A 12,129-nucleotide genomic window follows, 5' to 3' on the forward strand; every position below is an offset into this window, starting at 1 on the left:
GCCAGTAGATGCTGTCAGTGTATTTATAACTTCCCGGAAAGCAGTAACGGTTTTATATATCTTTTGGGGATTTAAAAGTCGAAAAAGGCATAAGCGATCGGCAGAGAAAAGCAGGTTTTCAGAAATATACGCAGGCGGGTGTGGGCCGCCTGAAAGCGGCCCCCGGCAGGGTTAGCGCTGCCAGACAATTTTACTGATCGTCCAGCTTTTCAGCGTGTCATCTGAAGGCATCAGACCCGCCGGGCCGTGCCATTTGCCGCTGTAGACATAGAAGATATGCTGACTGCCCGGCGCCTGGCACTCAACGTCGTGCGCATCGAGGCCTGCGACCATTTTGCAGTTGTTGAAGGCTTTAGTGAACGTATCGCTGAAGCGGTCACCGATTTTACTGCCGCTGCTGCTCTCCGCTGCCGCATCCAGCACCTCGATCCGTTCAACGGTGGGTTTACCGCTGATGATCAGCTTCACCTTGCCATCCTGCAGCGCCTGCCAGAACTCAGCCACCTCGCCCTGTTCGCTGCGCATACCCTGCCGCAGCTGGTAATCATTATTCAGCGCCTGCGAAATAGCCGATTCACTCATCAGGGTGCTGCCATTGAGACCCGCCACACCCTGCTCAGTTACCTGCAGAGAACCGCCAAACCAGCTTAGCGGGTTGAGCGCGGCCCAGTGGTAAGTCAGTGGATTATACCAGTGGCTCTCATGCTCTGCCGGTGCCTGGCCAGTAGTGGCGCAGCCTGACACGGCCAGCGCCGCCGCCAGCGCCGCAAAACGTACAGCTTTCATGCTAACTCCATGGTTTCAACTTTATTGCGTGCCTCTTGGAGTCACGCGATGGCAAAAAGTTTAGCCGGCCGGATCAATCAATATTCGCGATCTTCAATCAGCCGCTTGCCCAGCAGCAGCGCCTCCACGGGTTCATAGTCGAGCTTTTCATAAAATGCCACGACCTGATCGTTCTCTTCCCGCACCATGAGATGAATTTTCGGGCAGCCGCGGGCAATCAGCTTTTTCTCCAGCCGGTTCATCAGCGCATTGGCAAAGCCGCGCCCCTGATAGTCCGGATGCACAGCCAGATAGTAGGCTGAGCCGCGATGACCGTCGTAGCCGCCCATCAGCGTGCCGACCACTTCGCCGCCCACTTCAGCGACCAGAAACAGTTCCGGGTCATGATTCATTTTGCGTTCGATATCCAGCTCCGGGTCGTTCCACGGGCGTAACAGATCGCAACGCTCCCAGAGCGTGATTACTTCATCAAAATCTTCCTGGCGGAAAGAGCGAATTTCCATCGACGTATCCTGCTGATCGGCATAATTCGCTGATTATCACGCATTCTTTGCGTGGCGCAACCCTCCTGCTCCGCAATGGCAGAAAAAAGCGGCTAAATCCCGGTTAGCACCGTGCAATACAAAGTAATACGCTGAAATGGTTGCGGGGTCGCCGTGCTGCGGCGGTTACGTTATAACACTGGGCTTATTTCTCCGCCAGGGACCTGTAAATGAAAAAGATTTCACTGCTTTCACGCCTGACTAACCGCCGCCAGCTGATCCTTTCGGGACTGGCGCTGGCAGTGCTTTCGCCGCGCGCAATTCAGGCGAAGGAGACGCGGGCAGAGATCACAGCGGCGGCGCGTCATGCCGCACCGAAACCTGCTGCCAGCGGTAAGCGAATTGTGATGATCGATCCCGGTCATGGCGGTATCGACTCCGGCGCGGTGGGACAGGAAGGCGCGGAGGAGAAGCATATTGTTCTGGAGATTGCCAATACCGTGCGCACGCTGCTGCAGTCACATCCGCATATTGAGGTGCGACTGACGCGCGACAGTGACCACTTTATCCCTCTCTATCAGCGGGTGGAGATTGCACATCAGCACGGCGCGAGCCTGTTTATGTCGGTTCACGCTGACGGCTTTACCAGCCCGGATGCCAACGGCGCCTCGGTATTTGCCCTCTCCAATCGCGGCGCCAGCAGCGCAATGGCACGCTATCTGTCGCAGCGTGAAAACGATGCAGATAAAGCAGGCGGCGCCGCCGTACAGCAGAAAGATCACTATCTGAATGAGATTCTGTTTGATCTGGTGCAGACCGATACGATTCGCAACAGCCTGACGCTGGGCAAGCACGTCCTGGATCAGATCCGCCCGGTGCATCATCTGCACAGTCAGCATACCGAGCAGGCCGCCTTTGCCGTGCTGAAGTCGCCCTCTATTCCCTCCGTGCTGGTTGAAACCTCGTTTATTACCAATCCGCATGAAGAGCAGCTGCTGGGCACTCCCGCCTTTCGCCATAAGATCGCCACCGCCATTGCCAGCGGAATTGTTAACTATTTTGCCGCATACGATCGTCGCCAGGCGTGATCCCGGGCTGTGGTAAGCTTACGGCACATTTACAGAGAGAGTGACGCATGAGCAATCCCGATATTTCACGCGTTAAGGCGTTTTTGCTGACGCTGCAGGATGAGATCTGCAATCAACTGGCCGCAGCGGATGGCGGCGCAACGTTTGCCGAAGATAGCTGGCAGCGTCCCGGTGGCGGTGGCGGACGCAGCCGGGTTCTGCGTAACGGCACGGTATTTGAGCAGGCCGGGGTCAACTTTTCCCATGTGCATGGCGACCAGATGCCCGCTTCAGCCACCGCGCATCGTCCGGAGCTTGCCGGACGCAGTTTTGAGGCGATGGGCGTTTCACTGGTAGTCCATCCGGAAAACCCCTATGTGCCGACCAGCCACGCTAACGTGCGCTTTTTCATCGCTGAAAAACCCGGTGCCGATCCGGTCTGGTGGTTCGGCGGCGGGTTTGATCTGACGCCCTACTACGGTTTTACCGAGGATGCCATGCACTGGCATCAGACCGCAGCCAATCTTTGCGAGCCGTTTGGCGAGGATGTCTATCCGCGCTATAAAAAATGGTGTGATGACTATTTCCACCTGAAGCATCGCAATGAGCAGCGCGGTATCGGCGGTCTGTTTTATGACGATCTGAACACGCCAGACTTTGACCGCTGCTTTGACTTTATGCAGGCGGTCGGCCGCGGCTATCTGCAGGCCTATCTGCCGATTGTTGCACGCCGTAAAGCACTGCCGTGGGGCGATCGCGAGCGCCAGTTCCAGCTCTACCGCCGCGGGCGTTACGTTGAGTTTAATCTGGTGTGGGACCGCGGCACGCTGTTTGGTCTGCAGACTGGCGGCAGAACCGAGTCAATTCTGATGTCGATGCCGCCGCTGGTGCGCTGGGAATATGACTATCAGCCCGAGCCCGGCTCACCGGAAGCGCAGCTTTATACGGATTTTCTCCCCGTGCGGGAGTGGCTTAGCGGGAGTGGCGCTTAGCAGCGCGGGAGTTGTGCGCTGAGCAGCGCGGGAGTTGTGCGCTGAGCAGCGCGGGAGTTGTGCGCTGAGCAGCGCGGGAGTTGTGCGCTGAGCAGCGCGGGGCTGGGCGCTAAGCAGCGCGCGGCACCGGAGGGGTTCCGCCCGCCAGGCTTCTGGCAGTTTCAGTGGCATCTCCGCACGCGGACGGGCTAAGGGCCGGGTGGGCGCGCCCCTTAGCAATCCGCGCCCCGCGCCGTCCTCGCGAATTCCCGGGCTTATCCCTCCGGCCTTAACGGACCGCGCGGATTCGCTCCTGCTCAACCCGCGCTCTCGCCGGCGTCCTGCCGGCTCGCCCTGGCCGTCGCTCTGCGCCCGGCGCTGCGGATGGCGCCCCTCCTCCCCGCCTGTAAATTTTTCATTTTGTTTTTTTTAAAAGTGTTGCGGTGTGGTCTGAAGCTTCTTCACGAAACCTTCAGCCATAAAAAACGTAAGAAAAAGAGAAAAAACCAGCAGCGGCGGGAAGCGCCATCCGGGTCCGCCGAGGGAGGGCACGGTGAGCAGGAGCGAATGGCGGCCGGTCCCGGGGAAGCGGGCGTGAGCGAGGGAACCGCGCAGCGGCGGACGGGGCTGGCGCAGGGCCCGGGAGTGCAGAGGGCGCGGCCAGGCGTCCTCTGCCCGGTCGCCGCGCCGGAGCAAAAGCTGCCGCCGCAGCTGACGGCGAACGGAACCAGCGCTTAACATGCGCCCCGGCGCAGCAGCACGCAGCTGGCGCTAAATCGGGGAGTACAGAGGACGCGGCCAGGCGTCCTCTGCCCGATCGCCGTGCCGGAGCACAGGCCACCGCCGCAGCTGACGGCGAACTTACCGCCTCGCCTGCATCTCCGGCGCAAGCTGCTATGCTTGAAGATGGCAAAACATGGCTGAACCGATTACGCCGCCTCTCTCTCCGCCACGCCATAATCAGAGAAAACGCATTTTAATCAGCGGGCGTCTGTAGCACTGTGTGGAACCACTATCCCCAGCAAAGGGCGCAGACAAGGCGACGGTTGCCCGGCATTCTTTTGCCCACAATATTGCTAATCAAGGAGTTAAGCGATGAACCAGCTAGACGCACTAAAACAGTTCACCACCGTGGTGGCGGACAGTGGCGATATCGAATCCATTCGCCATTACAATCCGGAAGATGCCACTACCAACCCTTCTCTGATCCTGAAAGCTGCCGGTCTTGACGCTTATAAACACCTGATTGATGACGCCATCGACTATGCGAAAAAGCAGGGTGGCAGTAAAGAGACGCAGATTATCAACGCCAGCGACAAAGTGGCTGTCAATCTCGGCATGGAAATCCTGAAAAGCGTGCCGGGCCGCGTTTCAACTGAAGTTGACGCTCGCCTCTCTTTCGATCGCGGTATGTGCGTGACCAAAGCAGAAAAGCTGGTACGCCTGTATGAAGAGCACGGTATCGACCGCTCACGTATTCTTATCAAGCTCGCCTCAACCTGGGAAGGGATCAAAGCGGCTGAAGAGCTGGAGAAAAACGGCATTAAGTGCAACCTGACGCTGCTGTTCTCCTTTGCGCAGGCGCGCGCCTGTGCAGAAGCAGGCGTCTATCTGATCTCACCTTTTGTGGGCCGCATTTATGACTGGTACAACACGCGTAAGCCAATGGACCCCTATGTTGTGGATGAAGATCCGGGCGTGAAATCTGTGCGTCGCATCTATGACTACTACAAAAAGCATCGCTACAGCACGGTGATCATGGGCGCCAGCTTCCGCAAAGTTGAGCAGATTCTGGCTCTGGCGGGCTGCGATCGTCTGACTCTCTCCCCTAACCTGCTGGAAGAGCTGGCGAACAGCGACGCGCCGGTTGAGCGCAAGCTGGAGCCTTCTACTGAGGGCTTCCATCAGCCAGCCTCGCTGTCAGAAGCGGAGTTCCGCTGGGAGCACAACCAGGATCCGATGGCGGTTGAAAAACTCTCTGAAGGTATCCGCCAGTTCGCCGTTGACCAGCAGAAACTGGAAGATGTGCTGTCAGCACGCCTCTGATTGCACCACCGTTGAGTGCGGGCGAGCCGAGGCGAACCCGCTGATGCTTTACTACAAGGGAGAACCCTATGTCTTCACGCAGAGAGTTGGCTAACGCGATTCGCGCGTTGAGTATGGATGCGGTACAGAAAGCAAATTCCGGTCACCCAGGTATGCCGATGGGCATGGCCGATATCGCGGAAGTGTTATGGCGCGACTTCCTGAAACATAATCCCACTAACCCGGCATGGGCCGATCGTGACCGCTTTATCCTTTCTAACGGCCACGGCTCAATGCTGCTCTATAGCCTGCTGCATCTCAGCGGTTACGATCTGCCAATGGAAGAGCTGAAAAACTTCCGTCAGCTGCATTCAAAAACGCCGGGACATCCGGAAATTGGCTATACGCCAGGCGTCGAAACCACCACCGGCCCGCTCGGCCAGGGTCTGGCGAATGCGGTGGGTCTGGCGATTGCTGAGCGTACGCTGGCCGCGCAGTTCAACCAGCCAGGACATGATATTGTCGACCACTTCACCTATGTGTTCATGGGTGACGGCTGCCTGATGGAAGGCATCTCACACGAAGTCTGTTCGCTGGCGGGTACGCTGGGCCTCGGCAAGCTGATCGGCTTTTACGATCACAACGGCATTTCTATCGATGGCGAAACTGAAGGCTGGTTTACCGACGATACGCATAAACGCTTTGAGTCCTATAACTGGCACGTGATCGGCAGCGCTGAAGGCATCGATGGTCACGACGCCGACGCCGTGGCCGCCGCGATTAAAGAGGCGCAGAGCGTAACCGATAAGCCGTCGCTGATTATCTGCCGCACTACTATCGGCTTTGGGTCGCCAAACAAGGCGGGCAAAGAGGAGTCACATGGTGCTGCGCTGGGCGACGAAGAGATTGCGCTGACGCGTAAGCAGCTCGGCTGGAACTACGCGCCGTTTGAAATCCCGCAGGATATCTACCAGCAGTGGGATGCAAAAGAAGCGGGTTCCGCGCATGAAAAAGCCTGGGATGAGAAGTTTGCCGCTTACCAGCAGGCGCATCCGCAGCTGGCGCAGGAGTTTAGCCGTCGTCTTAACGGTGAAATGCCGGCGGAGTGGGAAAGCCAAACCGCTGACTTTATCCGCGGCCTGCAGGCGAATCCGCAGAAAATCGCCAGCCGCAAGGCGTCACAAAATACGCTGGAAGCCTTTGGCAAACTGCTGCCGGAATTCCTGGGCGGATCGGCTGACCTGGCACCGAGTAACCTCACCATCTGGTCAGGCTCAAAATCGATCAAAGAGGATGCGGCCGGGAACTATATTCACTACGGCGTGCGTGAGTTCGGGATGACCGCGATTGCAAACGGCATCGCGCACCATGGCGGCTTTGTTCCTTATACCGCAACCTTCCTGATGTTTGTTGAGTACGCGCGTAACGCCGCCCGTATGGCTGCGCTGATGAAAGCGCGCCAGATCATGGTCTACACCCATGACTCTATCGGTCTGGGCGAAGATGGTCCGACGCATCAGCCGGTCGAGCAGCTGGCGAGCCTGCGTCTGACGCCTAACTTCAGCACCTGGCGTCCGTGCGATCAGGTCGAAACCGCGGTGGCATGGAAAGCAGCCGTGGAGCGTCATCACGGCCCGACCGCGCTGATCCTCTCCCGTCAGAACCTGCTGCAGCCCGAGCGCAGCCAGGCGCAGGTCGAAAACATTGCGCGCGGCGGCTATATCCTGAAGGATTGCGACGGCACGCCGGATGTGATTCTGATCGCCACCGGTTCAGAAGTGGAGATCACGCTGGGAGCGGAAGCGAAACTCAGCGCGGATGGCCACAAGGTCCGGGTCGTGTCACTGCCCAGCACCGATGTGTTCGATAAGCAGGATAGCGCCTACCGTGAATCCGTGCTGCCCACTACCGTACGCGCCCGCGTCGCGGTTGAGGCAGGTATTGCAGACTACTGGTACAAATATGTCGGCATCGACGGCAAAATCGTCGGCATGACCACCTTTGGTGAATCCGCGCCGGCCGGCAAGCTGTTCCCGGCCTTCGGCTTTACCGTTGAAAACGTGGTAAGCCAGGCGGAATCGCTGCTGAAACCGGCATAAGCCCCGCGGCCCTCACCCGATAACGGTGAGGGCCGTTTTTTTTAGCACTTTCTATACAAAAAAAATCGCGTTTTCCCCTTCCCGCTCTGCGCAAACTGATTACTATAGGTTTTCTTCCGATTCTGATAGCGGACGCACTCCCGTTGAAAAAACCGACTTCATTTTTACTGGCCCTGATGGTCTCCGTGCTGCCTGTCAGCGGTATGGCACAGGTCTCACCTAATCCTCTGCTGGCATCGCAGATTGTTGATCGCTATGCCGAACATATTTTTTACGCCAGCGGTGCAACCGGCATGGCGCTGGTCGCCATCGACGGCAATCAGCGCGTCTTTACCAGCTTTGGTGAAACCCGCCCCGGTAATAATGTCCGGCCGCAGCAGGACTCCGTTATCCGCATCGCGTCACTCAGCAAGCTGATGACCAGCGAAGTGATGGTGAAAATGGCCGAGCGCGGGCAGATCCGCCTGGATGACCCGCTCAGCCGCTACGCCCCGCCGGGGGCGCGCGTTCCGGCCTATAACGGCCAGACGATCCGCCTGATCAACCTCGCCACCCACACCGGCTCGCTGCCGCGCGAACAGCCCGGCGGTAAACCGCACCGTCCGGTGTTTGTCTGGCCAACTAAAAGCGATCGCTGGCAGTGGCTGGGCAACGCCACGCTGAAAGCCGTGCCCGGCACTCAGGCGGCCTACTCCAACCTCGGGTTTGACCTGCTGGCTGACGCGCTGGCGAAAGCGGGCGGCACGCCCTATCCGGCGCTGCTGCAGCGGTTAGTCACGCGCCCGCTGGGGATGAAGGACACCACCTTTACACCCTCACCGGACCAGTGCCAGCGCCTGATGGTGCCGGAAAAAGGGGCCAGCCCCTGTAATAATACTCTGGCGGCGATCGGCAGCGGCGGCGTCTACTCCACCCCTGATGATATGGCGCGCTGGATGCAGCAGTTCCTCGACTCAGCGGTAAGCCACCGCACGCCGCAGATCGATCGCCTGCAGACGCTGATCTACCGGCGCGATCAGCTGACCAAAGTTGAAGGGATGGATGTACCCGGACGTGCCGATGCGCTGGGTATGGGCTGGGTCTATATGGCCCCCAAAGCAGGCCGGCCCGGTATCATTCAGAAAACCGGCGGTGCCGGCGGCTTCATTACTTATATGGCGATGATTCCGCAGCATAACCTTGGCGTGTTTGTGGTCGTCACCCGCTCACCGCTCAGCCGCTTTACGCCCATGAGCGACGGCGTGAATAATCTGCTGACAGAGCTGGCGGGCAATAAGACGGGTTCGCCGATGATGATCGGCGCGATCCCCTGACACCCGGAAAGTCGCTCAGCGCGCCGGCTGGCTTACCCACAGCGTGGGCCAGTCGTCGCTGCTGTGCCAGGCGTCGCAGATCTGCTCTTCCGCATATTCCGCCAGAACAAACGCGCTGCCATCAAACTGCCAGCGTGTTGCCGTACCGCAGTCACCCAGCCCGCGATTTTTACTGAAGGTATAGAGCAGGCCATTACTGGCATCAAACTCTGCGTTTACCAGCTCCAGCTGCGTGTCGCTGCGCGCCGGAGGAACAAAAGGCAGATTCAGCGTCAGCCCGCGTGATACGTAGGGCTGGCTGCGCGTCACTTCAAACGCCAGATCGATAACGTTGTAGGCACCGGTTTCACAGCTGACCAGCAGCAGCGCTTTGCTGTCGGTCAGCGGCGCGACGCTCACCTCGCGCCGCAGCGGATCCAGTGAGCAGCTATCGGTGGTGATGCGCCAGGTTCCATAGTCGATCAATCCGCTGGTCTCCTCCTGCGTCAGCGGCGCGGGCGGCGGTGCTGATGACGGCAGCGATGGCAGCGACGGCGGTGGCGGGAGATCCCACTGCGCCCCACGCCTGACCCATGCGCTGGTCCCGTTTACGCGCCCCTGCACATCATCCATCAGCAGCAGCGCAGCTTTCAGGCCACGCAGCGGAACCACCGCTTTGGCCTGGTACGTCAGCTGCAGCGTGCTCGCGTCCAGCGTCTGTCCCAGAAACTCATCAATCGCAATAGCGTTGCTGGTAGCAAGATGGTGCGGCTCAACCGTCCAGTGTTTAAGGTCGGGCTTCAGGCGACGCTGATCCAGCAGCAGATTATCTTTCAGCGGGCCACCCGGCAGCGCGCCGGTATAGGCGCTGCCGTAGTCGATACGCAGCAGCGGACGATCGTCGACGCCGGCGTGGCGCGACAGCGTCATCACCAGACCATTGTCGCCGGGAAAGCTGCGCGCCACGCAAAAAGCCGCATTGTTACAGGTGAGCTGCCAGTCAGAAAAAGACTTCTGCAGAGGTTCAGCCTGCACGCTGGCGCTGGCTGCCAGAGAGCTCAAGAGCAGTGACTTTATCCAATACGACATTAACAACCCGGTCCCCGAATTTCTGGAAAGAAAATCATAGCGCACTGCGTGCGTTATCAGCAGGCTGGAAGTGTGAAGCGGCCTGAAAAGCAGAATTAACTGCTTATTAAATCAGCGATTCATCATCGTACGGACAGGTTGTACGCTGCGGTCCCATCATCCACTGCGCCTGACGGCGGCTCAATCAGATTCCCCTGACTATCAGGGCGCAGTCTGAAACGGTCAATCCCGCATAAACGGTCATAAACAGTCATGCTATGGTAGCTATGGATTAATAAGCTGGCGATCGGATCTGTTTTAACTGTGACGCTTCAGGGGTTAATTATGTGAGCCACATCAACATTACGTGCAAATAAGCGTTAAGCATTACATTAATAACTGAACTTATATCACTCAATAACGGGCCTCTTTTTTTACCACCGTGGACTCCTGCCCAGTCCACATTTTCCCGTGCCCGCTTCCAGTAATTTATAGCCATCGGAGGATAAGTATGTTGCCGATTGAGAGACAGCAAAGAATTATTAACGAACTTAATATAAATGGCCGCGTAATTGTCTCAGAGCTGGTCACGCTATGTCAGGTTTCGCAGGAAACCATACGGCGTGATTTAAGCCAGCTGGAAAAAAGAGGATTATTACAGCGCAGTCATGGTGGTGCTGTTCCGGTAAAAAAACAGAACGCCAGCATTCAGGGAAATAACAGAGCTGTCAGAGAAAACGAATTATCTTTTCGGCAGCGTATTAATGAGCATGTCGATGCAAAAATGAGCATTGCCAAGCGCGCGCTCGATTTTATCACGCCGGGTGACTGTATTTTGCTCGATAGCAGTACCACCTGCTGGTATCTGGCGCGGCAGCTGCCCGATATCGAGTTAACCGTGCTAACCAATTCGCTACGCATCGTGCAGACGCTGGCGGCGCGCGGCAGCATTCGCACTATCTGCCTCGGCGGAGAATATTCTGACCGCGATGAGGATTTTCACGGCGTGGTGGCTGAGCAGCCGCTGCGTGAATTTCAGATTAATAAGATCTTTTTTTCCTGTAGCAGTTTAGGTAATGACGGATATTTACGTGAAGGCAATGAGAATAACGCGCATTTAAAACAACAAATGTTACTGGCCGCTGAAAGAAAACATCTGTTACTGGATGGCAGCAAATTTATGCGCCCCTCTTTTGCCCGTGTTTGTCACTACCGTGATGTCGATTTTCTGATAACTGACCAATTAAAAGATAAAGAGCTGGAGCAGGAACTGGCGTGGAATGGCGTTAACGTCATTGTCTGTTCTCAGCGTCATCAGTCCATGCAGCTAATTAAAAATTAACCAGGAGTCTGTATGAAAAAACATCTTATCGCCTGTTCTCTGCTTGCCCTGTTTGCCGCCACCGGCGCGCATGCCGCTGATAAATTACGCATGGGTATCGTCGTTAAAATCGGGGGTATTCCCTGGTTTAACGCCATGGAAGCGGGCATTAAAAGCGAGGCGGCGAAGCGCGGCATCGATGCATGGATGGTCGGCCCTACCGCAGCCGATCCGGCACTGCAGGTGCGCGCCATTGAAGATTTGATTGCGCAGAAAGTCGACATCATCGGCGTGGTACCCAACGATCCGAAAGTGCTGGAGCCGGTACTGAAACGGGCGCGGGACGCCGGTATCGAAGTGATTACGCATGAGTCACCCGGCCAGCAGGGTGCCAACTGGGATTTTGAGCTGGTTGACGCCGCAACCCACGGAATCAATCACATGAAAGCGCTGGCGAAGTGCATGCACGACGAGGGCAAATACGCCATGTACGTGGGCAGCCTCACCGTACCGCTGCATCAGCAGTGGACCGATGCCGCGCTCAATTATCAGAAAGAGCACTATCCCAACATGCAGCTGGTCACCGACAAATTTGGCGTCGGCGAATCGCTGGATGACTCCATCCGTACCACCAACGAGCTGATGTCTAAATATCCTGATCTGAAAGGCATTATGGCGTTTGGTTCACAGGGGCCGATTGGTGCCGGGCGCGCCGTCATGAACCGCAAAAAAATTGACCAGGTTTGCGTCATTGGCTCCTTCAGTCCGGGTCAGGGCGCCTCGCTGGTGCAGCGTAACGCCATCAAAGGCGGCTACATCTGGAATCCGGAAACCGCAGGTGAAGTCTTTGTGCGTATCGCCGACATGATGCAGAAGAAAGAGCCGATCACCGACGGTATGACGATTGAAGGACTGGGCAAAGTCAAAGTGGATGAAGCGACGCATACCATTCTCGGCAACAACACAGAGAGTCTGGATAAAGACAACCTGCCAAAACTGGTAAAAATGGGGCTCTGAT

Annotated in this window: 11 protein-coding genes; 8 read left to right on the forward strand and 3 right to left on the reverse strand. The window is 57.3% G+C overall.

Annotation, left to right across the window (positions count from 1 at the left end; translation table 11 throughout):
* Positions 1-171: 171 nt before the first annotated feature.
* Entirely contained in the window at positions 172-786 is a 615-nt protein-coding gene (locus tag F3J39_RS08020) for an RpoE-regulated lipoprotein (protein ID WP_071668087.1), read from the reverse strand.
* A gap of 77 nt (positions 787-863) precedes the next feature.
* Positions 864-1,289, reverse strand: a complete 426-nt coding sequence (locus F3J39_RS08025; protein WP_039379472.1) for a GNAT family acetyltransferase — start codon at positions 1,287-1,289, stop codon at positions 864-866.
* Between the two features lie 209 nt (positions 1,290-1,498).
* Between F3J39_RS08025 and amiA the strand changes: the two genes are divergently transcribed.
* The 6 genes from amiA (at position 1,499) to ampH (ending at position 8,743) form a co-directional block, all read left to right on the forward strand.
* Complete coding sequence (gene amiA, locus F3J39_RS08030; RefSeq protein ID WP_145340209.1) at positions 1,499-2,356, forward strand: N-acetylmuramoyl-L-alanine amidase AmiA; 858 nt, start codon at positions 1,499-1,501, stop codon at positions 2,354-2,356.
* A 47-nt stretch (positions 2,357-2,403) separates the two neighbouring features.
* The gene (gene hemF, locus F3J39_RS08035; RefSeq protein ID WP_039379477.1) at positions 2,404-3,327 is read left to right on the forward strand and encodes an oxygen-dependent coproporphyrinogen oxidase; all 924 of its coding nucleotides are present in this window, start codon (positions 2,404-2,406) and stop codon (positions 3,325-3,327) included.
* Between the two features lie 363 nt (positions 3,328-3,690).
* On the forward strand, positions 3,691-4,044 hold the full coding sequence (locus F3J39_RS08040; protein WP_166714047.1) for a hypothetical protein: 354 nt from the start codon (positions 3,691-3,693) through the stop codon (positions 4,042-4,044).
* A 357-nt stretch (positions 4,045-4,401) separates the two neighbouring features.
* Positions 4,402-5,352 carry a transaldolase gene (gene tal / locus F3J39_RS08045; protein WP_166714048.1) on the forward strand — a complete coding sequence of 317 codons (951 nt, stop codon included), beginning with the start codon at positions 4,402-4,404 and terminating at the stop codon, positions 5,350-5,352.
* A 68-nt stretch (positions 5,353-5,420) separates the two neighbouring features.
* Positions 5,421-7,430 carry a transketolase gene (gene tkt / locus F3J39_RS08050; RefSeq protein ID WP_145339812.1) on the forward strand — a complete coding sequence of 670 codons (2,010 nt, stop codon included), beginning with the start codon at positions 5,421-5,423 and terminating at the stop codon, positions 7,428-7,430.
* Between the two features lie 143 nt (positions 7,431-7,573).
* Positions 7,574-8,743, forward strand: a complete 1,170-nt coding sequence (gene ampH, locus F3J39_RS08055) for a D-alanyl-D-alanine-carboxypeptidase/endopeptidase AmpH (protein WP_166714049.1) — start codon at positions 7,574-7,576, stop codon at positions 8,741-8,743.
* 15 nt (positions 8,744-8,758) lie between these two features.
* Here the strand turns inward: ampH and F3J39_RS08060 are convergent, their stop codons facing one another.
* Positions 8,759-9,811, reverse strand: a complete 1,053-nt coding sequence (locus F3J39_RS08060; RefSeq protein WP_039379487.1) for a DUF1176 domain-containing protein — start codon at positions 9,809-9,811, stop codon at positions 8,759-8,761.
* 490 nt (positions 9,812-10,301) lie between these two features.
* Between F3J39_RS08060 and F3J39_RS08065 the strand changes: the two genes are divergently transcribed.
* Entirely contained in the window at positions 10,302-11,132 is an 831-nt protein-coding gene (locus F3J39_RS08065; protein ID WP_094111944.1) for a DeoR/GlpR family DNA-binding transcription regulator, read from the forward strand.
* A 12-nt stretch (positions 11,133-11,144) separates the two neighbouring features.
* Positions 11,145-12,128 carry a substrate-binding domain-containing protein gene (locus tag F3J39_RS08070; RefSeq protein WP_104085266.1) on the forward strand — a complete coding sequence of 328 codons (984 nt, stop codon included), beginning with the start codon at positions 11,145-11,147 and terminating at the stop codon, positions 12,126-12,128.
* Position 12,129 lies beyond the last annotated feature (1 nt).

The organism is Pantoea sp. Acro-807 (genome assembly GCF_011752675.1).
Classification (GTDB): Bacteria; Pseudomonadota; Gammaproteobacteria; order Enterobacterales; family Enterobacteriaceae; genus Pantoea; species Pantoea eucrina.

Coding starts and splice junctions, on each gene's coding strand:
- F3J39_RS08020 (WP_071668087.1), bottom strand. CDS start 786: ATGAAAGCTGTACGTTTTGCGGCGCTGGCGGCGGCGCTGGCCGTGTCA.
- F3J39_RS08025 (WP_039379472.1), bottom strand. CDS start 1,289: ATGGAAATTCGCTCTTTCCGCCAGGAAGATTTTGATGAAGTAATCACG.
- amiA (WP_145340209.1), top strand. CDS start 1,499: ATGAAAAAGATTTCACTGCTTTCACGCCTGACTAACCGCCGCCAGCTG.
- hemF (WP_039379477.1), top strand. CDS start 2,404: ATGAGCAATCCCGATATTTCACGCGTTAAGGCGTTTTTGCTGACGCTG.
- F3J39_RS08040 (WP_166714047.1), top strand. CDS start 3,691: ATGGCGCCCCTCCTCCCCGCCTGTAAATTTTTCATTTTGTTTTTTTTA.
- tal (WP_166714048.1), top strand. CDS start 4,402: ATGAACCAGCTAGACGCACTAAAACAGTTCACCACCGTGGTGGCGGAC.
- tkt (WP_145339812.1), top strand. CDS start 5,421: ATGTCTTCACGCAGAGAGTTGGCTAACGCGATTCGCGCGTTGAGTATG.
- F3J39_RS08060 (WP_039379487.1), bottom strand. CDS start 9,811: ATGTCGTATTGGATAAAGTCACTGCTCTTGAGCTCTCTGGCAGCCAGC.
- F3J39_RS08065 (WP_094111944.1), top strand. CDS start 10,302: ATGTTGCCGATTGAGAGACAGCAAAGAATTATTAACGAACTTAATATA.
- F3J39_RS08070 (WP_104085266.1), top strand. CDS start 11,145: ATGAAAAAACATCTTATCGCCTGTTCTCTGCTTGCCCTGTTTGCCGCC.